Raw genomic sequence first — 24,360 nt, forward strand, 5'->3', positions numbered from 1 at the left:
TTTTCAATAAGCAACGAATTGATTATGATAAAAATAATTAATTCGTTGTTTTTTAAAGAAAAGAAGGCATCAAGTTTTGGATAAGTTAAAAGAATTAGGGTGGAATAGATGACAAATACACATATTGAAATTGAAGAAATGAAAGCAGAAGATTGGGAGTTTGTTCGTAGTATTTATATGGAGGGTATACATACAGGAAATGCAACATTCGATATAAAGCCACCTAGCTTTGAAGAATGGGATCATGGCCATATTACGGATTGTCGGTTAGTAGCCCGATATAATGGACAAGTAGTTGGGTGGGCTGCCTTAAGCCAAACGGCCCATAAAGAAGCTTATCGTGGTGTGGCAGAGGTGAGTATATATGTCTCGATTACAAGCGCCGGGCAGGGGATTGGCTCGTTATTACTAGAGCGGTTGATTCGGTCTAGTGAGGAGGCAGGATTTTGGACGTTACAGGCATTAATCTTCCCAGAAAATACGAATAGCATTAAGCTACATACTCGTTATGGATTTGAAATAGTGGGAACAAGAGAACGCGTTGGGAAGTTACATGGTGTATGGCGAGATGTTGTATTCTTAGAAAGAAGAAGTGAGGTTGTAGGAGTAGATTAGGAGGGATTAGAGGTGGTTCATGTGCTCACAAAGGAGTTAGCGAGAAGAATTGAAGTTTCTGAGATTGATGGACTTAAATCAAGACTTTCTGCTATTCAATCATTACCAGGTAATCCGATGGGGATACATATCAGGCAGTTTGGTACCGCAACTGCTTTTATAGCAGAAGGGATTCCAGGGCCAGCATTTAATACCATTAGAGGACTCACATCTGAAGATATTCAAGAGCTGGATGGGATTCTTGATTACTACAAGGAACATAACATTAGAGTTCAACTTGAAATTGCACCAGGATCTAGTAGTGAGGATTTGCTCCGAACATTAGCCGATAAGGGACTCTGTCAAAAGGGATTTCATAGTGTTTTATATGGCGATAGTATGGATTTAATTGGAGAGGTAGATTCTACCATAACTGTACGAAAGCTGCATTCAGATGAGTTTGACTTATTTGCAGATTTATATGTGAGAGGATTTGGTTTACCTAGCTTTATTAAACAAGGTATTGCTCAAAATAATCAGGTCTTATATCCGCTCGATTCTTGGAGCTTTTATGTTGCAATGGTAGATGGCGAGCTAGCTGGTATTGGTGTTTTATTCATTCAAAATGGAATCGCCACGCTATCAGCATCAGCAACTGTCCCAGAATTGAGGAGGAAAGGGGTTCATCGTGCTCTCATTTTAGAAAGGGCAAAAGATGCAAGAGATAGAAATGTAGAGTACATAACGGGTCAAGCTAAATTCGCAAGTATTAGCTCAAACAACATGGAACGACTCGGGTTAAGGATTGCGTATACAAAGGGGATATGGGGAGACATGTAGGTTGTTTTGAACGTTTAAGCACCCATGAAACTAGATACATTAACAGCAGGATTAGATCAAGTTATTTACCAATTAAATAGTTAAGTGAAAATGCTCTCACTCAATGGAGGGCATTTTTTCTTGTCAAAAAAGCACAAATCATATATACTACATTACAACACTAATGCACTATATTTGTGAGGGGGTACGGTATGCTTTTAAATTCGGGTAGCACAACTCCGATCTATGTACAGATTGCGGAATGGCTAGAGAATGAAATTTTAAATGGCAATCTCGAAAAAGGTGATAAAGTATTCTCCCAATATAAGCTTGCGGATATGTTTACTATAAATCCTGCAACTGCTGCTAAAGGCTTGAATCTCCTTTATGAAGAAGGGATTTTATATAACAAGCGGGGATTAGGTAAGTTTGTTTCCGAAGAAGCAATGGAGATTATTTTAGAAAAACGTAAAAATCAGAAATTAAAAGGTCTGCTAGTTGAAGCGGTTCAAGAGGCAAAGCGGCTCCAGGTCTCGGAAAATGATCTGTTACAAATGCTGAAAGATATGATGGAGGAGAAAAAGGGGGATTAGTTGTGAATGTAGTTGTGGAATGTAATCGTCTTGTGAAGCAGTATGGTAACTTTAAGGCATTAGATGAATTAACTTTTTCTTTAAAAGAGAACACCATTACCGGACTGATCGGTCGAAATGGGGCAGGTAAGACTACATTACTAAAAATATTAGCAGGATTTTGGAGGGAAACAGCTGGAGAGGTTAGCGTATTTGGTAAACGTCCGTTCAATACTCTTGATGTATCCATGAACGTTATATTTGTTGATGACATGATGAGTTTTACGAATACCTTAACCTTGAAAGAGATATTAGATGAAGCGGGGAAGTTTTACCCGAACTGGGATCATGAACTGGCCTTGGGATTGATGGATTATTTTCAATTCCATCTAAATCATAATCATCATAGTCTATCAAAAGGGAAACGGAGTACCTTTAATATGATAGTGGGCCTTGCTGCCAAATGCCCGCTTACGATTCTAGATGAACCTACTACAGGGATGGATGCAGCAGTAAGGAAGGATTTTTACCGTGCATTGTTAAAGGATTATTTGAATTCTCCTCGTACAATTGTTATTTCGAGTCACCATTTAGAGGAAATGGAAGATTTACTAGAGGATGTCCTTTTAATTGATGGGGGTAAAAATATCTTACATCTCCCAATCGATGATCTAAAAGAATATGCGGTAGCTTTAAGTGGGAAATCTGTTGCGGTTCTACAAGCAATAGAGAAGAAAGAGGTCCTATATAAACAAAATATAGACGCTGATAATTGCTATGCTGTTGTTCGGAACGATTTTTCTCATGATGAAATGAAACAATTAGGGATAGGGGTTGTGCCGGTTACGCCTAATGATCTATGTGTCTATCTCACGAATCAAACAAAAGGGGGAATTGATGATGTCTTTAACAAGCACAAGTCTGTCTAGTATAGTACTTACGCAATTCCGTTATAAAATGAAAGCTTATATAGGAGTATTTCTTGCGTTAATTCTTGTTCAGGTTCTAGGAATATTTCTTGCGATTTTAGGGACGTCATTCTGGTCAGTATCAAATAATTTGTATACCATTTACTTTGAAGGTTACTCCTCTAGCGCTGTTATAATTCTCACCTTTATTTGGGCATTTATGAATGCCATTTTAATTACAACAAAGGCTTATCGTGAGGATGACTTTACGTTTGTATCAACCCGAATATCGTATAATCTCGCTAATATGTTGTTTCTCATCACAATAAGTGGCATTGGAGCAATAACGGCCTTACTATCCAATGGAATAATCCGTTTATTCGTATACTTCACCGCTGATGTTGATGTATTTCTGGCACTAAATAGTGAAGTGGGAATCTCCCATTATGGAGTAGGGCTTATTTCTACGTTTTTGTATGTCTTACTATTTGGAATAGCAGGCTACGTAATTGGCATGATGATTCAAATTAGTAAACTATTTCTATTATTAATCCCAGCTATCTTTATTACCTTTACGTATCTAGAGCGTTTAGAAATGATAGTCGGATTTTATTTCATGGAACAGTCCTTTCTTGTATTTGTCGTAAAAGTAATAACTACTATACTAATTGGTAGTACCTTCATATTAGTACTATCCAATCGATTGGAGGTAAGACGATGATGGCTCTCGTGTCTCTTCTTCCAATAGTAATTGTAATTGGAATAATCATCTTCTTTGTGCTTCTCAACAAACGATTTCAAGTGAAACCTGTAACGTTTCGGAAATCAAAATGGATTATTATTGGTTATGTTTCGATTCTGTTAGTTGCGGCGATTGGTTCCTTGTTTCTCCCATCAACTAAGGCGAAAGTAGTTGATAATAATCTTGATGAAGACTGGGAGAATAGTTACTATCAACAAGCGCTAAATGGTAATTTTTCTTCAATAGACTCTAAAGAGATTAAAAAGAGTTGGGAATTCCCATTAACAGGTAATACTCTTTCTTTCGATTCATCCAACTATGAAGAAGCGTTTATTATAGAGCGGAATTCGGACCTAAAGGATAAAGTGGAGGTGTATTACATTGAAAATTGGCATGTTATGGAAGCGGGTTCGGTAAAGGTCGACATTAGTGATTATATACCAGATGTTAATATCACTATGGATCAAAATGTACTTCGAGTGATAGGGAAAGGTACAACCAATGTAAAAATTGCTTATTCTGATCCAGAGTTTACCACGGCACAATTCTTATCAGAATATGACTTAGGCAATGGATATACTGGATCCCGCTTTTTCTATATCCGTGTCCCGGAGAACTTGAACATAGAAAATGCTAATGAAATATTAGCTGAAGAAGTAAACAATTAACCAATACATATCCCCCCGAATATACTGACAATGACATTATATTTGGGGGTCCTCACTATGAGCTATGTAAAAAGTGGTCTAGCCTTTTTGGGATTTTTAATTACCGGAATGGGAATTGGGTTGTTCTTTCATAATATGGAGGCTGGAGGAACGGTAGGGTTCGGATTAGGAATTTTATCTATCGTGCTGCTGCGTAAAGATAATTAATGAAACAATGTACCCCGAGGAATTCTTTATAACACTAGATAAGGATAGAAAATAAACAGGCTTGAGGGAGATTACTGCCCTAGAGCCTGCTTGTTTATGATGAGATTTATGTAAGTAGGTTTAATAATCAATCTAAACTAGGGTCCGATAAGAATTGAACGATAAGGATCATCAATTTAAACACCCAATTTATAACGAACAATAGAAAGCCTTTATCATTCATCAGCGGCGAGAATGAAGCTAAAATGAACAATAAAGGCAAATTTAACTATTTATAATTATTCTTCATCAATCTGATAAGGACCGTATTTCTCACCATAAAATCGGTTGTATCGCTCTTTAAATTTTTGATACATGTATGAAACAATGACTTTTAAGATGGCATATCCTGGTATACCAAGAACGACACCTATTAGCCCAAATAAATTACCAGCTACTAGTAATACGATCATAATCGTTAATGGGTGGATTTTCATCGTTTTTCCCATAATATTAGGCGATATGAAGTTCCCTTCTAAGAATTGAACAACAACCCATACGATTGCCAGCTTTAATAGCATTAACGGTGAATTAACTATCGCAATAATGACAGCTGGGATAATGGATAGGGTTGGACCTAAATATGGAACGACACTTAAGATACCTGCTAAAATTGCTAATGTGATAGCGTAATCTAATCCGATGATAAAGTAGCCGATATATAATAGGATTCCTATACAGGTTGCAACAATAATTTGTCCCTGAATATACGATCCTACTTGTGCATCCATATTGACTAATACTTGATTCGCATCTCTTCGATATTTAGGTGGTAATAATTTTAAACTATATTCCTTAAAGCGATTACCATCCTTTAATAGGAAAAAGAGAACGAAAGGGAAAGTTACCATGGCTACAACAACATTCGTAACGGTCCCCGCAAAGCTTCTTACCCCTGCAAATGCATCTAATACATAGGAACCGATAACACCTGGAATATTACTGAAATTAGACACAACCCAGTTATAAGCCTCGTCATAATAAGGTTCAAGAAGTGTATTATTCTGAATCCAATTGTTTATATCCAACCATAATGTTTGTACATAATTTGGGAATGCAGTGATTAAGTCGGAAATTTGTTTTTCGATAGCTGGAGCAATTAATAGGATTAATCCAGTTGCTAATCCACCGATCCCAATGATAATAATCACAATGCCCCAAATTCGTTGTATCTTAAGCTTTTCTAGTAAATCAACAATAGGATTTAATAGGTAAAAAGCAATAAAAGCTAGAATAATTGGCGGTGTTATGGTCGATAAGATTACGATTAACGGATAAAAAACAAAAGAAATCTTGTTATAGATTAAAACCGTTATCCCAATCAAAATTAGTACAGCTAAGACGAATACTATGTTTTTTCCCCCGAGGAACTTGATGAATTGATTATCTGAATTCATAGAATTGGGACTCCTTTTTTCTTTTTATTATAGAGGAAGCGAGAGTAAGATGCCATTTAAGATTTACAATTTATTTCTATTTATAGTAAAAAGGTATGATGCTAGGTTGATAAATTAAGTATAAAGTCCTGTTGATGATGATTATGTCCTATGTCTATATAATAGTTAAGATCAAAATAGGAGTGGGATAATGAAAATGAGAGTAGAAGGCTTTATTGTTCTTATTATAATACTTGTTATTTTAGCTGCATGTAGTAATTCAGAGGAACAGACAAATGGTAACGAAAGTGAAGAAGAAATAAAGACAAGTGAAGTGGAGAAAATAGAAGAGCAGGAGGAAGAAGAGCAAGTTTCTGAAAAAGTGTCATTTGAAGTTAAGGATACAACTGCTCCGGAAGACCAAGGGGATTTAAACGTATGGTTTGAAGGGGATTTCCATGTTGTTGGAGATAAAGTGAGAGTAAATGGAACAACTAATCTATTACCGGGTTCTAAACTTCAACTGATGACAACCCCAGTGGCAGGAACGTTTATCGGTGGCGGCGCTCAAGGGAAAGTAGAGGAATCTGGTGCCTTTGAATTAGAAGCGAATCTTCCAGACGATTACGAAGGTATATTACATATTGAATTAACCTTTAAGGTGGGGGACCAATATACAGAAGAATTAGCAGAGTATTACATAGAAGGAATTAGGGGTGATTTTGCTCAAATCTATTATGACGCTTTTGAAGAAGCGATGTTCGATAAGGCATCCTTTGCTCAGATTGTAGTAATTGATGGGTCCAAACAATCTTTCTCCATTACAAAGCCTGAATGGAACATTCCAGATGATTTAGGGAGTAAGCATGTTAGAATAACGCCTACATTAGAAAGACAAGGTGATTATATTGTACTTAATATTGAAAGCAATCTACTGGAAGAGGCAACCATTCATGCTCGTGCCGAAATACCAAATTATATTACAAGTGGATTCCAAGGGACAAGTGAAGTAAATCCAGATGGAACAGCTGTTATTTATATAGTAGACCCAGAAAAAGACGATAGAATCAAGGACTTAGAAGAATACGAGATAGTTATTTCATTTGAACCGGATAATAATCAAAGTATCAATGTGGTAGAAGCATACGGTGAAAACGGTGAAGAGCTAGAAGGGGATTTAGTTGTAAATACAGAAAATGGGAAAAACGTCGTGCAAAGACTATCAATCACAGTAGAGTAGGCGCGTAAATTGAAGCAAGTTCTGTAAAAGTTTGTTATACTTTAGTTATATTAAGAGTAAAATGGGAATAGATTGATATAACGTATAAAAAATGGGGATTCTAAGAAAGTGTGTAATCTTTCAAGGAATCCCTTTGACACAAACAAACTTAGGCTTAGTTTTTTAAGGAGGATTTACCAGCTTGAATGACGTGGCGAGATTAGAAAAAGAAGCAATGCATATGCTTAAAGAAACTAGTAGAACTTTCTATATACCTATAAAGATTTTGAAACCAACATTACGAAAAACGGTTGCATCAGCTTACCTTTGTATGCGAGCAATTGATGAAATAGAAGATCATGAAGAGCTGGACTCGGATTCAAAGCAATATTTATTACGTTCGACTAGTGAATTGTTAAAAGGGGACTTTAATAACGAATCATATAACCAATTAATTAAACCTCATGAATCCATTTTACCAGAGGTAACCAAGCGTTTAGGGGATTGGATCCATTTCTGTCCGAAAGATATTGTGGATAAAGTATTAGAATCAACTAGTATCATGGCGAGAGGAATGGCAGACTGGGTAGAGAAAAACTGGAATATTAAAACAAAAGAAGATTTAGATGACTATACATACTATGTTGCTGGACTTGTCGGTGTTATGCTTTCCGACATTTGGCGATGGTATGATAATACGGAAACGAATAAAGACTTGGCAATTGGCTATGGAAGAGGTCTTCAAGCTGTAAATGTATTGCGTAATGTAGATGAGGATAGAGAGCGCGGTGTACAGTTTTTCCCTGATAATTGGACAAGAGAAGATATGTTTGAATATGCATCTGCCAATCTAGCGAAAGCAGATGAATATATGAAGTCTATTAAGACAAAAAACATCATTCTATTCTGCAGAATACCACTTGCTTTAGCTAATCGAACCCTTCATGCGTTGAAAATGGGCAAGGAAAAAATATCTCGTCAAGAGGTAGAAGCAACCGTAGATGACATACTAAAAAATAGCTAGAAAACCACGGCATAATGGTCGTGGTTTTTTCTTTGTAAGCAAACAGATATTTGGTTTATGAAAAGTAAAATATTTTAAGTAGGATGCCTGCCAGTACACTTACCGCGAGAAATATACTGATAACACCACTAATACGAACCTGCCATAAATATGCCTCGGATGCTTCTTCTGCGTCCAAGGTCTTCCATTTTTCTGAGTTTTCCCAACCAATCTCTGGCTTTAAGATAGCTAAAAGACCATAAACAATAAGAATTACAATGAGAGTAAGTAATAATACATATTCCATCCCAATCCCCCTCACTTATTATTACGAATTCAAGTGGTAATTGTTTCATAAAAAATAGAAAAAGAGACCATATGGCCTCTTACTTATTATAAGATAAATAATATAACTAATTCGTACTCTTACTAACGAGTGCTCGAAGTGCTAGGTAGATTATTGCGATAGCAAAGACAACAATGACAAGTCCACCTATTAGTTGAAGGATTTCCGCAATTTGCTCTGTAATGATGGTCGAAGTAGGTACGTTAGCAAGCGCAAATCCTGCTAAAATAGCTGCAATATATAGTCCTACAAGTCTATCCCACATACATATCCCTCCTTCCACTATAGGTTATGCAGAAGGAGGGGACATTGTTTATTACATTTGTCCTAGAAGCATTGGAAGGACGCAACACGATCTAGGTCAATGCCAAAGTATACCCAACGATTAAACTGCCATCTGAATCCGGCAACGGAATTTCTTCCGACAAATGTTGGATAGAACCAGAAGGCGTTACCGTTCTCTAACCAAATATAGGTAAATCGAAATAAGCAGCCTCTAATTGCTCCAGGGTCAATAGCAAATGTTTGAAATTGTGGTTGTTGTGGTATAAACGCCGGTGGCGGAGTAGTTGGAGCTCCTACTTGCCCCCCACCGGGTTGGCCAGGAAAACCTCCACCAGGGAATTGTCCTCCAGGCTGACCAGGGAATGGCCCACCTGGGAAGAACCCTCCAGTTTGCCCTCCTCCAGGAAATCCGCCAAAAAACTGTCCTAATAAATATCCAGGTAAATTAAATTGTCTCTCATCATCATGTGGTGGCCAAAATTGATTCAACTCGTATTCCTCCTTAAAATGTCTTCCATTTAATATATGGGGAAAACAACTAGGATGGGAGTCTATTGGGGAAGAATGGGCTAATTACTATATATAAAAAGAAGCACTTAGTTTACTAAATGCTTCCTTCTTTTCATGAATTAACAAATAAAGACTAGAAAATTCTGGTTAGTCAAGCTAAGATTAATTAAAGACTGTCTTGACCGATGATAGAATGAAAGACTATGCATTCGTTAACGAAGTCAATAATTGTTATGAAATATTACTAGGGAAAAACGGGGGATAATGGTTTCATGAGTGTTCTCGCTATACATAATTTGGAAAAACAAGAAAAGGATATGCTGCTATTTCCAGCTTTTGAACTGGGAATAGAGAAGGGACAAGTCGTTGTCATTCACTCTAATCTTAATATTAGAGTAGCTATATTAGAGATGTTAGCTGGTAAAGAGCCGATATTCAAAGGGGAAATAACGCTATTAGGGGAGAAAATCTATAAAAAAAAGAAGGAGACGGAGCTAAAGTTAGGAATATGCTTCTTTGAAGTGGGGCTTTACCCTAGATTAACGGTATTGGATCATATTAATTTTTATAAGCAGCTTTATGGTTCAGAGCTTTCCAATGAAACCATTCTAGATGTGGTACAGCTGGGGGTTGTAAAGAATAAAAAGATAAATCAGCTGACTTTTTCTGAAAAAAGACGGGTTCACTTTGCCCTTATCCTCATACAAGATCCAATTGCGTATATATTTGAAGAGCCAGATTTAAATGTTGATATGGAAACAAAACGAGTATTTCTAAATATTCTTGAGGAATTAAAAGAAAAGGACAAAGCGATACTTGTATTAACCAATAATATGGAAAGTGCTATTACGATGTCTAATGATGTATACCGATTAGGTCAATCGGGTTTAAGTAAAGTACAAATGGAAGATGGATCAGAGGCTAAAGATAAAGAAGAGGGTCAGGTTGCTCTTAATTTTAATAAAATTCCTACTAAGGTAAATGAAAAGATCATTCTCTTTGATCCACCTGAGATTGATTATATTGAAAGTAATGATGGTCAATCCATTGTATTTATAAAAGGAGAATCATTCCCAAGTGTATTTACATTGAATGAATTAGAACAACGGTTAAAGCCGTTTGGATTTTTCCGTTGTCATCGTTCTTATATTGTGAACCTGCAAAAGGTGCGTGAGGTAATTACGTGGACAAGAAATAGTTATAGTTTAGTTTTAGATGATAAACCGAAGTCCTCCATTCCACTTTCAAAGGCAAAAATGGCCTTACTAAATGAAATGTTGGGCCTAAAATAAGCTCCATTCAACCCCAAATATGCTCTTTTCACGGAGAAAATAGTGCAGAAACCCTTGTTTTTCAATAATCTGTGAGTACAAGGCAAAATAAACCATCACGGAGGAGAAAAATGGAAAATATCATTCAAGTTAAAAATTTAGCCAAGATTTTTGGGAATCAAACGGCATTAGAAAATGTAAATTTTAATGTAGCAAAAGGGGAAACGTTTGGATTTTTGGGACCAAGTGGGTCTGGAAAAACTACAACGATAAAAATATTAACTGGTCAGCTACTGCAAACTTCTGGTGAAGCGGAAGTTTTTGGGGTAAAGAATTCTGCACTCAATAAAGGATCTTACCGGAAAAGAATAGGCGTTTTATCGGATAATAGTGGTTTATATCAAAGACTTTCGATAGAAGATAACATGAAGCTTTATTGTGAATTATATGATGTTCCGAAAAAAAGAATGGATGAAGTGTTAGATCTAGTTAACCTTCTAGAAGAAAAGAAGAAAATTGTTTCCAAGCTATCAAAAGGGATGACCCAGCGTGTACTTTTAGCAAGAACATTATTACACGAACCAGAATTGTTATTCTTAGATGAGCCGACTTCTGCATTAGACCCAGCGAACTCTAAGCAAATTCATGAAGGGTTACGTCGCTTAAATGAAAAGGGGATAACCATCTTCTTGACTACACATGACATGAGTGAAGCTGAAACACTTTGTAATCGAGTGGCATTTTTAAATAAAGGAAAAATCCAACTATTAGATGAACCGAAAGCATTACGCAGGAAGTTTGCAGATGGAACTTTAATAGTGGAATTGAAGGATGGTAGGGTCGTTCAAGTTCCAGGTGGTGCAGAAGGGGCGGATGAGGTTTATACCTATATGTCTAAGAATGAAATTGCTTCGATTCATTCCAATGAGCCAACATTAGGAGATATTTTCGTAGAGATTACAGGGAGGGAATTAGTATGACATTATCATGGAAACGAATTTATGCGATTTTTAATAAGGATTTAAAGGATTTATCTAAAAATATGTATGTTAGTTCTGTCCTTATCATGCCAATTGTCTTGGCCTTTCTATATAGTAATATGGGGGAAGTAACGATAGAGCTACATTACCTAGTTATTAACATGACGTTAGCGTCCGTAACGGCATTTATCCAGTGTGCGGTTATAGCGGAGGAAAAGGAAAAACATACATTGCGAGGACTCATGCTCTCGCCGGCTTCCTTAACAGAGATTCTTACTGGAAAAAGCCTAGTCAGCTTCTTTTTATCAATTATTGCGATTGTAGTATGTGCCATGATTACAGGCTATGAACCTACTAATCTACCGGTCATTGCTGTGGCGTTAGTTATTTCCATGTTATTTTACTTAGCGCTGGGAACGATTATGGGGCTATTATCAAGAACGGTTTTAGAAGCATCGGTTATTTTCTTACCAATTATTTTTCTGTTCGGTTTTGGTTCCCTGTTAGTACTGTTAGTGGAACAATACCCTGCATTATCGTTTATCGAGTACTTACCCAATATCCAATTGGTTGAAATCGCTTATGATGTAGAAGCGGGATTAGGATTTGGTGATGTATGGTTGAATTTAGTAATTTTACTAGCATGGGCTGTCGTTCTCTCTCTGTTAACTGCCTTTGTTTATAAGAAGAAGGAAATGGATTAAAGCGTTAGAGGTTTTAACCCTTTTGGAAGAGAATGTAGCAGATTTAAGCAATAAATACCCTAAAGCTGCACAGGTATTCTATTCTATAGACTGCTGGTTAGCAAGGGCTACTATTAAAGTTCTTAGTAGCCCTGCTCCTAGTAGTCTTTTTGCGTATGCTACTTACAAGGAGGCAATATAGAGTCTCCTTGAGTTAATTCCAATAAGATGCTTAACTTGTCTTATTTTTACTGTAATTCCTTATCTAAGAACGCATAAAAATCTACCCATTCTTCAATTACCTTCGAAGTTGGCTTCCCTAATCCATGTCCAGCTTTAGCCTCTAGACGTAAGATAATGGTAGAATCTTTATCTGCCTTTTCCATTAAGGTTGCTGCAAACTTTTTGGCATGTGCTGGTACAACACGGTCATCACTTTCAGCAGTGGCAATGAGAACCGGTGGATATTTAACACCATCTTCAATATTATGAAGTGGTGAATATTTATAAAGGAATGGGAACTGCTCTGGATTATCTGCACTACCGTATTCTGGAATCCAATAGCGACCAATAGTAAATTTATGATAACGAAGCATATCAATTACAGGAACACGGCAAATAACAGCGCCATAAAGGTCTGGTCTTTGCACCATACAAGCAGCAACTAATAATCCGCCATTTGATCCGCCCATAATAGAAAGCTTTTCTTTTCGTGTATAGTTGTTTTCAATTAACCATTCTCCAGCTGAAATAAAATCATCAAATACATTTTGCTTGTTTTCTAACATTCCAGCACGGTGCCATTCTTCTCCGTATTCAGTTCCTCCACGAAGATTGGCTACAGCGTAAATGCCGCCTTTTTCTAACCATCGTAAAATAGCAGGATTAAAAGAAGGTGTCATATTGATGTTGAATCCACCATACCCGTACAAAATGCCGGGATTATCACCATTTAATTCTAAGTCCTTTCGATGTGTTAGGAACATTGGAACCTTTGTCCCATCCTTTGAAGTATAGAATATTTGCCTCGTTTCAAAATCGGATGTATCGATTGGCAATGTTGACTCTGCAAAAACAGTAAGCTTCTGGGAATCAAGATTATACTGATAGACAACGGTTGGACTTAAGAAAGAGGTTACGCCAAAGTAAATCTCATTATCATCTTTGCTACGTGAAATATCGGTCAAAGAGCCAAGGATTGGTAATGGGATATCATTTTCGTAGGCTCCATCTAGACGATATACCTTTAATTGATGATGAGCATCATGCAATAATCCAATTACTAGCTTGTCATGAAGAGCAATAACAAAATCTATTACATCAGACTGTTCCGGTATTACCTCTTCCCAGTTAGAAGGGTCAGGATTATCCAGATTAATGGCGATTATTTTGCCATTCGGTGTGTTTAAATCTGTTTTAAAATAAAAGGTAGTATCTTTATTCGTTACATATTGGTATTCAGCATCTGATTTATCTAATAGCCTAGTGAAAGGTTCATCAGAATCAATTGGTCGTAAGTAGAAACGATTTTCTGTAGCTGTACCTAGGAATACATATAAACAGAGATATTTATCATCATCACTAATAAAGGATGAAAACATAAGCTCTTTGTCTTCTGGCTGTTCGTGTACTAATTGATCACTTGCTTGTTTGTCCCCGATACGATGGAAGTAAACTTTATTATAATTACTTTCGTCCTCAGGTGCTACACTACCTGGTTCTGGAAAACGGCTATAGAAGAATCCAGAGCTATCAGGAGACCATATAATACTAGTAAATTTAACATGTTGGATATGGTCCTCTAAATCAGTGCCTGTCGCTAAATCCAAGACGCGAATCTCTTGCCAGTCACTTCCGTGGGTAGAGGTTGCGTAAGCTAAGTACTTGCCGTCTTTACTGAAGGCGTAATTCGTCATCGCGACTGTTCCGTCTTCACTAAGTTTATTAGGATCTAGCACGACTGTCTCCTTTTCATTGTCTTTTCGGAAAAGGATGGCTTGATTTTGTAGTCCATCATTCTTTTGATAGTATAGCTTGTCCTTAATCTTCTTTGGTACAAAATATTTAGGATAATTCCACAGTTCCTCTAATCTCTTTCTATCTGTATCGCGAGTACCGATTGGGGCAAAATAATCGTAGCATTGTTTTCCCATCCAGTTACTCCATTCCACTGTTTCACTAGAATTAGCATCCTCTAACCATCTATATGGGTCACTTACTTTTGTACCATGGTAATCTTCTATAATCGAATCTTTTTTTACTGTTATCATGTTCGTCCCCCCTGTAATATATCTACTTACATTAATATTCGAGAAAGTTGGCTTAAATCCTTTTTATTATTGAAAAAACTTCGAGTATCGTAAATAAAAATATTCATAATAAATGTATACTTGTTATATATAAATAAAGGTATAATAAACTCAAATTAAAAACGTTGGAGGAGATAAAATGGGTTCTACTGAAGATGATCGCTTGTTTGCCATGTTATTGTACGTGTTGAGTTTTCCGTTTCCGGTGCTAGGTCCTTTATTAATTTGGCTAATTAAACGGGATAGTTCAGATTTTGTCGACTATCATGGGAAGGAGTATTTTAACTTTATTATTTCCTTTACGATTTACTCGATCGTTAGTAGTATTTTAATGATCATCTTAATTGGATTCTTGTTAATCGTAGTGGTTGGTATTGTGTGGTTTATCCTAACTATCGTTGCTGCAGTTAAAGCATATCAAGGGGAGACATATCGTATTCCATTGGTTATCCGATTTATTAATAATTAGTAAAGGGAGAAAACGTTCAAGCTCAGGTGCTTGAACGTTTTCTCGTGTTACATGATAAGCTTAGCTACAATTTCTCCATCTACCATGATGCATGTCTCTACAAAACCAACGGAATGATAGAGATGTCTTGCTACCTTATTTTCTGGACTATAAGAAATATAAAAAGCCCCTAAGTGGGTGTCCCTAGATGAAGCTATTGAGCAGAATGAAAGTTTGATGGTTCGTTTGGATAAGAATGATTGGATAGTGAGGGAGACTCTTGTTTTAAAGGAACTGAGGAAGATTCTTGAAGTAAAAAAGTAATGGAGCATAGCGGGCTCGAACCGCTGACCTTTGCACTGCCAGTGCAACGCTCTCCCAGCTGAGCTAATGCCCCAAACATTCTAGTAATATTATAATCATTCCTTCGCTTTATTTCAATACTGTTAGATTACGAGTATAGTGAAAGGAAAAAGACACTTCTCGGATATTTCGTCTAATCAAAGGATAGAATAAAGGAGAGGGAGTGTGTTTAATGAAAAGATTTCTGGTTATTATTGGTATCACCGTAATCCTTCTCATAACATTAGCTATCGTAAATAATGCAGATAATCGAAGTACTTCTTCTGTGAAGGATGCGCAGCAGGCAAGGCATCATCCTGTTGAAAAAAGTCTTGATCAACAAAGTTCGATAAACCGATTCATTTCTGATATACAAGCACAAGCAAAGGAGGGCAAACTACCCGGAGTATCATTCATTGCTGGGGAGACACTATTGGATGATGTTACCGATCAATGGGGAGATCCCGCTGATTCAAGTCCTTCCGGTGAGACTGTATATATCGATTATCCAGATAAGAAAGTAGCCTTGGGCTATAATGGGGATATTATATTCGATATCCGTTCCTTTGAAGATAGGCTCTCAGACATACGCTTTGCTGATATTATCAAGTCGTTAGGTGAAGCAGATGAACAACGTTATTATGAAGATGATCAAGTGGACCAAATTATTCTCGTGTATCAAGTGAACGGTACATACCAACTAAAATGGGTGCTGCCAAGACCAACAGATAAGGAGGGTAATCCAGCACTCCATCATATTTCATTATCGATTGACCCTACTAAGTTAACCAGTAATCAACCAAGCGTTCTAGAGACGTTGACTCTTGATGAAAAAATAGGCCAAATGATTATGGCTGGGATTGAGGGGACAACACCAGAACCAGAAACAATACGTTTAATTGAAAATTATAAGGTTGGTGGCATTATATTCTTTCGTAAAAATTTAACTAGCTATTCGCAGTCTTTGCAGCTAGTGAATGGAATTAAACGTGTAAATTCGGTCAATCCAATTCCATTGTTTTTATCTGTCGATCAGGAGGGCGGCCGGGTAACTAGACTTCCAGGCCTTGAAGAACTGCCTACTAATAAAGAGATTGGTTTACGGAATGACCCTAAATTGTCGTACCAAATAGGAAGTATATTAGCAGAAGCGTTACACGCATTTGGTATGAATATGAACTATGCTCCAGTAATCGATGTGAACAGCAATCCTAAAAATCCCGTAATTGGCGACCGTTCCTTTGGAGATAATCCAAGTTTAGTAAGTACCCTTGGCATTCAGACGATGAAGGGTATGGAAGCGAATGATATTATACCAGTAGTCAAGCATTTTCCAGGACATGGGGATACATCAGTTGATTCACATCTAGAACTTCCTCAAATAGATAAGAGTTTAGAGGCGTTACATGAATTAGAGCTTATCCCATTTATCGATGCGATTGATGAGGGCGCTGATGTCGTCATGGTTGCGCATATACTTTTCCCTTTACTCGACTCAGAATTTCCGTCATCGATGTCCAAAGCGATTATGACGGATTTACTAAGGGAGGAGCTACATTTTGATGGTGTTATTGTAACCGATGATATGAATATGGATGCAATAGTCAATCATTATGAACCGGGAGAGGCTGCTGTTCAATCTGTAAAAGCTGGAAGTGATGTGATTTTAATTAGTAAGGAATATGACGATATCGTTCGTTCAATTGAGGCAATTAAGTCTGCTGTTGAAAAAGGTGAAATCAGTGAAGAGCGAATAAACGAGAGTGTTCAAAGAATATTAGCTGTAAAGGGAAAATATCAGATTACCGATGAGCAGGTAGCATATTATGACCTGGAACAGATTAATAAAAAAATTAAAGAGGAGCAGCAATAGGGGCTTTCTGGTAAGTTCCTATTGTTAGTCCTCCCAATAAAATAGCGCATCAAAAAGCTTATACGGTGGATCGGCGAGAATGGTAGGGATTTTTGTTTGAAAAGGAAGTGGTTCATTCAAATAGGTCTTATCTAAAATGGTGAAGTGGAACTTCTCTAAGACTCTTTTTATCCCGCTTATCTCATCTTCCCAGTCTCCTGGTGGAAGCGAGCCGACTGAATGATTTGAAATGAAATCACTAGATCCACCATTTCTATGTTTCGTAATCTCGCTTTCTCCGAATATAGCTACTGGGGCAAGCCGATTAATATATACCCTAATTCCATCAATCCATAGCTCATAATCCTTTTGTTCCGAAGAGCTACCGTCCTTTTTATAGCAGAATACATCTACATAAGAAGCATAACCACTTCCATAGCTATCAAAGTTTGCCTCAATAGCTAGATTCTTAATTGCGGAGATTGATCCAACTACACTAGCAATATAATCATTCACTGCCTCATGGTCATATTCCTCCAAGTTATATGGATGAAATTCGCCAACCGGATTTCCCTTAATAATTCTTTTTAGTTCTTCATTTGTGAATGTGGACATAACTACCTCCTAAGTAAAAAAATCCTATCATATTAAAACAATCGATACTAGTGATGTACTTTCATTATACATCAAAAATGAGTGGGGATATATTATGGTTGCAAGTGGAATTGGAAAAGGAGAAAGGCACACAGCCTTCCTCTTTTTTTTCATCATGGTGTCCATGCATTGTGCAATATTCCTACTAACTTCCATTCGTTGTTGTATGGTTCAAAGATTAACGTCAATTGAAGCCAGCTTAAATCATCTCCTGGTATAGTTTCATTGAATGAATACTGGACCATGTGGGCATCAGGGTATTCTCCTCGTATAATGTCGGTAAAAAACTCTGGACCACTTAGGTCTTGTTGATTGATAAAGATAGAATCTGGTTCTTGTTTGGTATAAACATAGTTATCCAAGTACTCAGCAGGTGACATATCAATCGGTAAGCCGCTTGATCCATGGTCTCCCCAGTGATAAACCGTTTTATTCTGTAATAACCCAGAAATCTCGTTAGCTTGGAAGATTACTGGTTCGTGCTCTTCTGTTAATGGTGTTGAATTTAGCTGTAGGAATGGTGCAAAGACAACACCTTTTTCAGGGTGAACATGATTAGCGAGTTCAGTCATATTTCTTGTTGCAAGTAAATCGAATACGGTTTCTGCATGTTCAACAATACCAGGTTGTTTGTAAAGTAGCTCCAGTGATAAAATAGCTGTTTCTTCCTTTGGATAGGTTACGGTACCATCAAAAGAAAACCGGAGCTCATAATGATCTAAGCTATAGGATAGATAGCGTAATCCGTTTGCTTCATCCATATAGGTGGAACTTGGCTGCCCTAATGCCGCTTCGATATCATTTACAGTTACATTATCACCAGGATTTAATTCATACTGGTATTTCGTATATAGATTTCCCCCCCCGGACTTAATAAATAGATGGTCGCCATAAACATCTGCCACACCATTCTCTACTGTAAATGATTCAAACGCTTCCCCGTACTGATTAGGGAAGATGGAAGAATCTGCTGGAAGCTGAATGGTCATTAAATTAGGTAATCTCCCTATAGAGGCATAAGAAAGTAAATCAGCCGTTAGCATTTCTTCAAGCGTTGGAATCTCAGATGCCATCCATCCTTCATATTCATACCCTTCCACTAATTCAGCCCCATGTTGAATGAGCAGGTCTTTAATAGACTGATCATTAAATTTACTAGCCATCCATAGTACGGTCACATCATTATTAGAAGTAACGGTTGTATTGGGATTGGCATTAGCTTCTAATAAAAGTTTCGCCATCTCGGTCTGATGTCCATAAACTGCTAGAACTAGTGCATTATAATCACGTGCATTGCGGTGTTCGATATTCGCTCCATTTTCGATAAGCAGGGAAGCGACTTCTGTACTAGTTGTCAATGTTAGTGGGGTGTCCTTATTTTTGTCTAAACTGTTCGGATCAGCTCCAGCAAGAAGTAATGATTCCACCACTGTATCCAGGTTATCTTTCGCAGCAAGCTGTAGGGCACGATCTGGATTTGCTCCTTCTTGTATATGCCCTAAAATAGTGTCCCAATCTCGTTCGCTAGGTGCCTTTGCTAACTCTTGATCTATTAATTCCTCTACATTTATACTTTCCTCTGGCTGCTCTTCTGGTTCATCTTCCGAATCTTCTACAACTAAATATTCATCGGTGTAGAAAACTTCTTTGAAATTCTGCCATTCTGCTGTATTCATCTCATACTGTTTACCATCTATCATAACCACATTGGAATCACTGAAATGAAAGGCTCCTATTAGCTGATTCTGGTTGTTGTATACCTCTAGTGTTTCAGCAAACTGGGTATCGCTAGCTACAGTTTCTACTAGTTCCGTATCCTCCATCTTCTCGTAGAACAAGTTAATGATAGCTTGATCGTCTGAGGTGTAGGTATTACCGTTAAGCTCTCCACTAATTTTAGAAACCTCATCCTCTATAAAATTAGTTAATAATAAGGTGGACTGCTGTTCTTTGCCAAGGGCTCCATACAGTAATAGGCTGAATATAAATGCTGCTGCTAAAGCACCGATTGTAGCGGCTATACCCTTATAATTTCGTTTTTTCTTCGGTTTAATATTCGCTGCTCTAGTATTTAAGATGGTTCTCTTTATCTGCAATTCTCTTTCTTTATTTAAGTTAGGCTTTGGCATTATACGTAAGTGTTCATCTAGCTGCTCTAGGTGATTTAGTTTCTTCATAAGAGAAACACCTCCTTAACTCTTCGTGTAAGGCTATTTTTGCCCGATGATGTGTCGACTTTACTTTACTTTCGCTCCATTTCAATATATTGGCCGTTTCTTGTACAGAAAGTTCCTTGATTCCACGTAGAATAATCACATCTTGGTAATTAGGCTTTAAGAGTTGAATGCATTCATAGATAGCCTTTGTATCTTCATTTAAGTCTAGTATGGCTTCGGGAGAATTCACTGTTTTAGGTTCATTGGCTTGATCAAGTGGCACGGTAGTAGCGTATTTTTTGGCCTTCTTTTTCCTAGTTTCATCAATGGCTAGATTTCGCGCGATACTAAATAACCATGTTTTCGGTGTAGCATTTTCTTTAAAGCTTGTAAACCCCTTCAATGCTTTTATAAAGACTTCCTGCAGCAAGTCTTCAGCATCTCTTGGGCCAATCCTGTATAGTAAAAAATGATAGATATCATTTCCATACTGTTCAAACCAATTCGATATAATCTCATTATGCGACACAATCCATCACCTCCTGGTTTTCAATAAATTAGACGTAGAACAGAAAAATAAATTGCATTTTATTCGGATATTTTTAAAAAATAGGCTAGGCTACAATTATCCTATTTTTGATATAAGGACGCTGTATTGCTATTTCATTCTAGTTATCTATATAATTGTAGAAGTATATAGCTTTACATAAGATTAAGGGGGGATTACAGTGCAGAACAATAAACATGATTTAAATAAAATTGCTAATCGAGAAGCATTAATAGGTGTCGGGTTAGCCGTCATTAATTTTATTTGGTGGTATGCTTTTGCATATGGTTTAGGAAGTAAGGACCCTGCGGAGTATAAGTTTATCTTTGGTTTACCAGATTGGTTTTTTTATAGTTGTGTAGTGGGATTTATTGTAATGGTAGTTTTAGTCATCATTGTTGTCAAGGCATTCTTTGTAGAGGTTCCCTTTGAGGACGAAGATGAAGAGGGGGATAGTGAACGATGAATTTAGTTGCATTCATACCATTATTTGTATTTTTAGTACTTATTTTTCTAGTTGGGTTGTATGCTAGCAGATTTGTGCAGTCGTCTAATTCGTTTATGCAGGAGTATTTTCTAGGGGAGCGTAGTTTAGGAGGATTTGTCCTTGCGATGACAATGACAGCTACATATGGAAGTGCAAGTAGTTTTATTGGTGGACCAGGAACAGCCTATACACAAGGGCTTGGTTGGGTTCTACTTGCAATGTCTCAGGTGGTTACTGGATATTTTGTATTAATGGTATTAGGGAAAAAGTTTGCTATCGTAACGCGGAAATATAAAGCGATAACGATGGTAGATTTCTTGAAGGGACGTTATAAATCACCAGTTGTCGTAGTACTTTCAGCAATTAGTATTGTTGTCTTTTTATTCTCTGCTATGGCCGCACAGTGGATTGGTGGGGCTAGATTAATTGAGTCCTTAACCGGTATGTCGTACACCACAGCCTTATTTATCTTTGCGGTTTCCGTACTCATTTACGTAACCATTGGAGGATTCCGTGCCGTGGCGTTAACGGATGCCATACAAGGAAGCTTCATGTTTGTAGGGACGTTAATCCTGCTTATTGCAACCATAATTGCAGGTGGAGGCATTCCTAACATTATTGCGGATTTAACTGCTGAAAATCCAAACCTTATCTCTCCTTTTGGAGCAGAAGGAACCTTATCACCTGCCTATGTATCATCTTTTTGGATTTTAGTTGGTGTAGGGGTAGTGGCATTACCACAAATCGCTGTTAGAGCTATGTCTTATAAAAGTGCCAAATCGATGCACCGTGCTTTGATCATTGGCACGATTGTTGTTGGTTTCATCATGCTGAATATGCATCTAATTGGTGTATTTGCTAGAGCCATTCTTCCGGGTATAGAAATTGGAGATCAAGTAATGCCATTAATTGCTTTAGAAACGATGCCAGCATGGTTAGCAGGAATTGTACTAGCAGCTCCAATGGCGGCCATTATGTCTACAGTAGATTCATTGCTTATTCTAGTTAGTTCCACGGTCATTAAAGATGTATATATAAATTATGTTAAACCAGATGCATCACAACAGACCGTTAAAAGGATGAGTCTATCGGTTACGGCAATACTAGGCGTAATTGTCTTTATAATGGCCCTTAATCCACCTGAGTTGATTATTTGGCTTAACCTATTTGCCTTCGGAGGGCTAGAGGCGGCGTTTATTTGGCCGATTGTTCTAGGTCTTTACTGGAAAAACGGAAATAAGTATGGTGCGATTGCCTCTATTATTACTGGAGTAGGAATTTATTTGTTGTCCGATCTTTTACCAAAACTATTACCATCGTACAGTGATACCTTCGAGGTCATATTCAAGCCTTTCGGTATCCACGCTGTAGTAGTCCCAGTTGTTGTGTCATTCTTTGCCTATGTCATTGTTAGCTTAATTACAAAGAAATCGATACCAAATGAATTAAAACCAACTTATTAAAAGGAATAGACCGGGGAGAGAGTAAAACTAAATGTCAGACTGAGTGATATACGGTACTAGCTCGGGAAGTATATGGTTGCTTTATCGGGTGGTTGAACTTATTGTTCGTTTAAATGACACCTGTAAACTGTAAGTATGTTTCCTGAATCAAGTCTTTATTAATCATTCGGTATTGGGTTTTCTTCAATATTATTGTCCCGGTCTTTTTCTAAAAGGGAAAGAAGGTTTTGTGAATGAGAAGAATCATCCTATTCGATGGGGTTTGTAATTTTTGCAATTCTAGTGTCCAATTTATCATTAAAAGAGATACAAAAGGGCGCTACAAGTTTACCTCATTACAAAGTCCCATTGGCCAACAGCTATTAAAAGAGAATGAGATTCCAGATGAATTGGATAGCTTTATCTATTTAGAAGGAAATACAGTTTATTATAAATCGACGGCAGCATTGAAAGTATGTAAAGGGTTGAAGGGACCTTGGAAGTTCATGTATGCATTTATAGTCGTACCTAGACCGATAAGGGATTTAGTGTATGGAGTTATTGCCAAGAATCGCTATAAATGGTTCGGTAAACGAGAGAAGTGCATGATACCAACTCCTGAGCAGCGGGAACGTTTTTTAGATGCATAATTCAGCCTTAAGACGGAGCTTCACTACTTCATCAGTACGTTGTGTAATCTGTGCCCTGTATTAAACTAGAGATAGTAAATCGTTCACAGGAGGATACGGGTATGGTTACGGATATTATCAGTAGGATATTTGGTGGTACGAAACAAAAGGTTGTTCAAGAGGAATCCATTGCTATTCACAAATTAAGTGACTTGATTATTTCGGTTGATTCGGCAGAGGTGGAGGTTATTCCACATGAATCGTCGTCAGTAGATATAAAGCTTGAGTCTTTTGAAGGTGGGCCAGTTTTAGAGACTACTAAAACAGACGACACATTATTGATTACAGCAAAAAGAGAACGGCAGGGTATCGTTTTTCTATGGGGTAATGTAACGAAGTGTAAACTACAACTCCATATCCCTGTTGATATAGCGGATAATGTAGACATTACAGCGACATCAGGAAAAATAGCTTTAACCCACCTAATTGCCAATACAGTTCGAATAATGGCAACCTCTGGTACCGTCAATCTAGCAAAGGTAACTGCTAGTAAGCTGACGTTAAATACAACATCAGGGAAAATAAGAGCGAAAGAATTAAAAACAGAGAAGCTATCCTTCGTAGCAAACTCTGGTATAGCAGAAATCCATTCATCTTATGGGAATATCCATGGGAGCGTTGGTTCAGGCAGTATACGATTAACGGAAGCTAAGGGAGAAGAGTTAGAATTAAAAGCGGGTTCTGGAAAATTGATCCTAAGAGAAGTCTATATGAAGCAAGCTGCGGTTCGTTCCAATTCCGGGATGATTGAAGCAAAAAGCTTCTATGGCGAGACAACAAATGCCCATGTAGGTTCTGGTAAAATTAGCTTTCGTGACTTTAGTGGAGCGTTAAAGGCTAACGCTTATTCAGGTAATATTAATCTATCTGTTTCGGAGAACGCTGGCTTAGATTTAAAAACTGGAAGTGGTAATATTCGCGTAGGGTTCCAAGAATATGAACTAAATTCCGTGTTTGATATTAAAACGGGATCAGGTAGTATTGTTACGAATCTCCCTATGAAGGTAGAACAACGAGAGAAACATCATATAGTAGGTAAATCTGGTTATGCAGATAATCTGATTCGCGTCCGTACCGGTTCTGGAAATGCAGAACTATACACAGAAAAATCATCGATTATGAATCAATAAAGGAAGAGAATTGTCTCTTTCTTTTTTTGATGGGGAAGATTTGTGCATAATTTGGTGGATTCGCTTGATACTCAAACCATAA

The 24,360-nt window shown here is 37.4% G+C and carries 26 protein-coding genes and 1 tRNA gene; 18 read left to right on the forward strand and 9 right to left on the reverse strand.

Going from position 1 to position 24,360, the window contains the following annotated elements; genetic code table 11:
* The first annotated feature begins 108 nt into the window (after nucleotides 1–108).
* The 7 genes from KGF86_RS14485 to KGF86_RS14515 all read left to right on the forward strand — a co-directional run bounded on the left by KGF86_RS14485 (nucleotide 109) and on the right by KGF86_RS14515 (nucleotide 4,510).
* Nucleotides 109–615 (forward strand): GNAT family N-acetyltransferase, encoded by a 507-nt coding sequence (locus tag KGF86_RS14485; RefSeq protein WP_211742300.1) that lies wholly within the window; start codon nucleotides 109–111, stop codon nucleotides 613–615.
* Between the two features lie 12 nt (nucleotides 616–627).
* Nucleotides 628–1,434 (forward strand): GNAT family N-acetyltransferase, encoded by an 807-nt coding sequence (locus tag KGF86_RS14490; RefSeq protein WP_186869547.1) that lies wholly within the window; start codon nucleotides 628–630, stop codon nucleotides 1,432–1,434.
* A gap of 191 nt (nucleotides 1,435–1,625) precedes the next feature.
* Nucleotides 1,626–2,006 carry a GntR family transcriptional regulator gene (locus KGF86_RS14495; protein ID WP_211742301.1) on the forward strand — a complete coding sequence of 127 codons (381 nt, stop codon included), beginning with the start codon at nucleotides 1,626–1,628 and terminating at the stop codon, nucleotides 2,004–2,006.
* Between the two features lie 2 nt (nucleotides 2,007–2,008).
* The gene (locus KGF86_RS14500) at nucleotides 2,009–2,914 is read left to right on the forward strand and encodes an ATP-binding cassette domain-containing protein (protein WP_186869549.1); all 906 of its coding nucleotides are present in this window, start codon (nucleotides 2,009–2,011) and stop codon (nucleotides 2,912–2,914) included.
* The gene (locus KGF86_RS14505) at nucleotides 2,886–3,614 is read left to right on the forward strand and encodes a hypothetical protein (RefSeq protein ID WP_186869550.1); all 729 of its coding nucleotides are present in this window, start codon (nucleotides 2,886–2,888) and stop codon (nucleotides 3,612–3,614) included. Before KGF86_RS14500 ends, KGF86_RS14505 begins: the two co-directional genes overlap by 29 nt.
* Nucleotides 3,611–4,303 (forward strand): hypothetical protein, encoded by a 693-nt coding sequence (locus KGF86_RS14510; protein WP_186869551.1) that lies wholly within the window; start codon nucleotides 3,611–3,613, stop codon nucleotides 4,301–4,303. Before KGF86_RS14505 ends, KGF86_RS14510 begins: the two co-directional genes overlap by 4 nt.
* A 57-nt stretch (nucleotides 4,304–4,360) precedes the next feature.
* The gene (locus KGF86_RS14515; protein ID WP_186869552.1) at nucleotides 4,361–4,510 is read left to right on the forward strand and encodes a hypothetical protein; all 150 of its coding nucleotides are present in this window, start codon (nucleotides 4,361–4,363) and stop codon (nucleotides 4,508–4,510) included.
* A 278-nt stretch (nucleotides 4,511–4,788) separates the two neighbouring features.
* Here KGF86_RS14515 and KGF86_RS14520 read toward each other — a convergent pair whose 3' ends face one another.
* Nucleotides 4,789–5,946 (reverse strand): AI-2E family transporter, encoded by a 1,158-nt coding sequence (locus tag KGF86_RS14520; protein ID WP_186869553.1) that lies wholly within the window; start codon nucleotides 5,944–5,946, stop codon nucleotides 4,789–4,791.
* A gap of 190 nt (nucleotides 5,947–6,136) precedes the next feature.
* Here KGF86_RS14520 and KGF86_RS14525 point away from each other — a divergent pair, with 190 nt between their 5' ends.
* Together KGF86_RS14525 and KGF86_RS14530 are read left to right on the forward strand one after the other, a co-directional pair.
* Nucleotides 6,137–7,165 carry a hypothetical protein gene (locus tag KGF86_RS14525; RefSeq protein ID WP_211742302.1) on the forward strand — a complete coding sequence of 343 codons (1,029 nt, stop codon included), beginning with the start codon at nucleotides 6,137–6,139 and terminating at the stop codon, nucleotides 7,163–7,165.
* A gap of 214 nt (nucleotides 7,166–7,379) precedes the next feature.
* Entirely contained in the window at nucleotides 7,380–8,168 is a 789-nt protein-coding gene (locus KGF86_RS14530; protein WP_425516496.1) for a squalene/phytoene synthase family protein, read from the forward strand.
* Nucleotides 8,169–8,223: 55 nt separating this feature from the next.
* Here KGF86_RS14530 and KGF86_RS14535 read toward each other — a convergent pair whose 3' ends face one another.
* From KGF86_RS14535 to KGF86_RS14545, 3 genes are all read right to left on the reverse strand, one after another.
* On the reverse strand, nucleotides 8,224–8,454 hold the full coding sequence (locus KGF86_RS14535; RefSeq protein WP_211742303.1) for a DUF6199 family natural product biosynthesis protein: 231 nt from the start codon (nucleotides 8,452–8,454) through the stop codon (nucleotides 8,224–8,226).
* Between the two features lie 106 nt (nucleotides 8,455–8,560).
* Entirely contained in the window at nucleotides 8,561–8,758 is a 198-nt protein-coding gene (locus KGF86_RS14540) for a hypothetical protein (RefSeq protein WP_186869557.1), read from the reverse strand.
* A gap of 62 nt (nucleotides 8,759–8,820) precedes the next feature.
* A complete protein-coding gene (locus KGF86_RS14545) occupies nucleotides 8,821–9,267 on the reverse strand; it encodes a hypothetical protein (protein WP_186869558.1) in 447 nt (148 codons plus the stop codon).
* A 293-nt stretch (nucleotides 9,268–9,560) separates the two neighbouring features.
* On the opposite strand from KGF86_RS14545, the gene KGF86_RS14550 reads away from it, so the two are divergent.
* The 3 genes from KGF86_RS14550 to KGF86_RS14560 all read left to right on the forward strand — a co-directional run bounded on the left by KGF86_RS14550 (nucleotide 9,561) and on the right by KGF86_RS14560 (nucleotide 12,243).
* Nucleotides 9,561–10,580, forward strand: coding sequence for a LytTR family transcriptional regulator DNA-binding domain-containing protein (locus KGF86_RS14550; protein WP_211742304.1), 1,020 nt, complete (start codon nucleotides 9,561–9,563; stop codon nucleotides 10,578–10,580).
* Between the two features lie 110 nt (nucleotides 10,581–10,690).
* The gene (locus KGF86_RS14555) at nucleotides 10,691–11,539 is read left to right on the forward strand and encodes an ABC transporter ATP-binding protein (protein ID WP_186869560.1); all 849 of its coding nucleotides are present in this window, start codon (nucleotides 10,691–10,693) and stop codon (nucleotides 11,537–11,539) included.
* Nucleotides 11,536–12,243, forward strand: coding sequence for an ABC transporter permease (locus tag KGF86_RS14560; RefSeq protein ID WP_186869561.1), 708 nt, complete (start codon nucleotides 11,536–11,538; stop codon nucleotides 12,241–12,243). Before KGF86_RS14555 ends, KGF86_RS14560 begins: the two co-directional genes overlap by 4 nt.
* A 227-nt stretch (nucleotides 12,244–12,470) precedes the next feature.
* Here the strand turns inward: KGF86_RS14560 and KGF86_RS14565 are convergent, their stop codons facing one another.
* A complete protein-coding gene (locus KGF86_RS14565; RefSeq protein ID WP_211742305.1) occupies nucleotides 12,471–14,492 on the reverse strand; it encodes a prolyl oligopeptidase family serine peptidase in 2,022 nt (673 codons plus the stop codon).
* Nucleotides 14,493–14,670: 178 nt separating this feature from the next.
* Here KGF86_RS14565 and KGF86_RS14570 point away from each other — a divergent pair, with 178 nt between their 5' ends.
* Nucleotides 14,671–15,000 carry a DUF4870 domain-containing protein gene (locus KGF86_RS14570; protein WP_186869563.1) on the forward strand — a complete coding sequence of 110 codons (330 nt, stop codon included), beginning with the start codon at nucleotides 14,671–14,673 and terminating at the stop codon, nucleotides 14,998–15,000.
* A 303-nt stretch (nucleotides 15,001–15,303) separates the two neighbouring features.
* Here KGF86_RS14570 and KGF86_RS14575 read toward each other — a convergent pair.
* A tRNA-Ala gene (locus tag KGF86_RS14575) sits at nucleotides 15,304–15,376 on the reverse strand.
* 138 nt (nucleotides 15,377–15,514) lie between these two features.
* Here KGF86_RS14575 and nagZ point away from each other — a divergent pair.
* Nucleotides 15,515–17,194, forward strand: coding sequence for a beta-N-acetylhexosaminidase (gene nagZ, locus KGF86_RS14580; protein ID WP_211742306.1), 1,680 nt, complete (start codon nucleotides 15,515–15,517; stop codon nucleotides 17,192–17,194).
* A gap of 24 nt (nucleotides 17,195–17,218) precedes the next feature.
* Here the strand turns inward: nagZ and KGF86_RS14585 are convergent, their stop codons facing one another.
* The 3 genes from KGF86_RS14585 to KGF86_RS14595 all read right to left on the reverse strand — a co-directional run bounded on the left by KGF86_RS14585 (nucleotide 17,219) and on the right by KGF86_RS14595 (nucleotide 20,512).
* Nucleotides 17,219–17,788 (reverse strand): hypothetical protein, encoded by a 570-nt coding sequence (locus KGF86_RS14585; RefSeq protein ID WP_211742307.1) that lies wholly within the window; start codon nucleotides 17,786–17,788, stop codon nucleotides 17,219–17,221.
* Nucleotides 17,789–17,940: 152 nt separating this feature from the next.
* Entirely contained in the window at nucleotides 17,941–20,004 is a 2,064-nt protein-coding gene (locus KGF86_RS14590; RefSeq protein WP_211742308.1) for an ankyrin repeat domain-containing protein, read from the reverse strand.
* Nucleotides 19,970–20,512, reverse strand: a complete 543-nt coding sequence (locus tag KGF86_RS14595; RefSeq protein WP_186869567.1) for a sigma-70 family RNA polymerase sigma factor — start codon at nucleotides 20,510–20,512, stop codon at nucleotides 19,970–19,972. Before KGF86_RS14595 ends, KGF86_RS14590 begins: the two co-directional genes overlap by 35 nt.
* A 199-nt stretch (nucleotides 20,513–20,711) precedes the next feature.
* On the opposite strand from KGF86_RS14595, the gene KGF86_RS14600 reads away from it, so the two are divergent.
* From KGF86_RS14600 to KGF86_RS14615, 4 genes are all read left to right on the forward strand, one after another.
* A complete protein-coding gene (locus KGF86_RS14600; protein ID WP_211742309.1) occupies nucleotides 20,712–20,996 on the forward strand; it encodes a YhdT family protein in 285 nt (94 codons plus the stop codon).
* Nucleotides 20,993–22,480, forward strand: a complete 1,488-nt coding sequence (panF, locus tag KGF86_RS14605) for a sodium/pantothenate symporter (protein WP_211742310.1) — start codon at nucleotides 20,993–20,995, stop codon at nucleotides 22,478–22,480. The genes KGF86_RS14600 and panF overlap by 4 nt, the downstream gene beginning before the upstream one ends.
* Nucleotides 22,481–22,713: 233 nt before the next feature.
* Nucleotides 22,714–23,109, forward strand: coding sequence for a thiol-disulfide oxidoreductase DCC family protein (locus KGF86_RS14610; RefSeq protein ID WP_186869570.1), 396 nt, complete (start codon nucleotides 22,714–22,716; stop codon nucleotides 23,107–23,109).
* A 101-nt stretch (nucleotides 23,110–23,210) separates the two neighbouring features.
* A complete protein-coding gene (locus KGF86_RS14615) occupies nucleotides 23,211–24,278 on the forward strand; it encodes a DUF4097 family beta strand repeat-containing protein (protein WP_211742311.1) in 1,068 nt (355 codons plus the stop codon).
* Nucleotides 24,279–24,360 lie beyond the last annotated feature (82 nt).

The sequence above is a fragment of the Ornithinibacillus massiliensis genome, assembly GCF_018310345.1.
GTDB lineage: Bacteria > Bacillota > Bacilli > Bacillales > Amphibacillaceae > Ornithinibacillus > Ornithinibacillus massiliensis.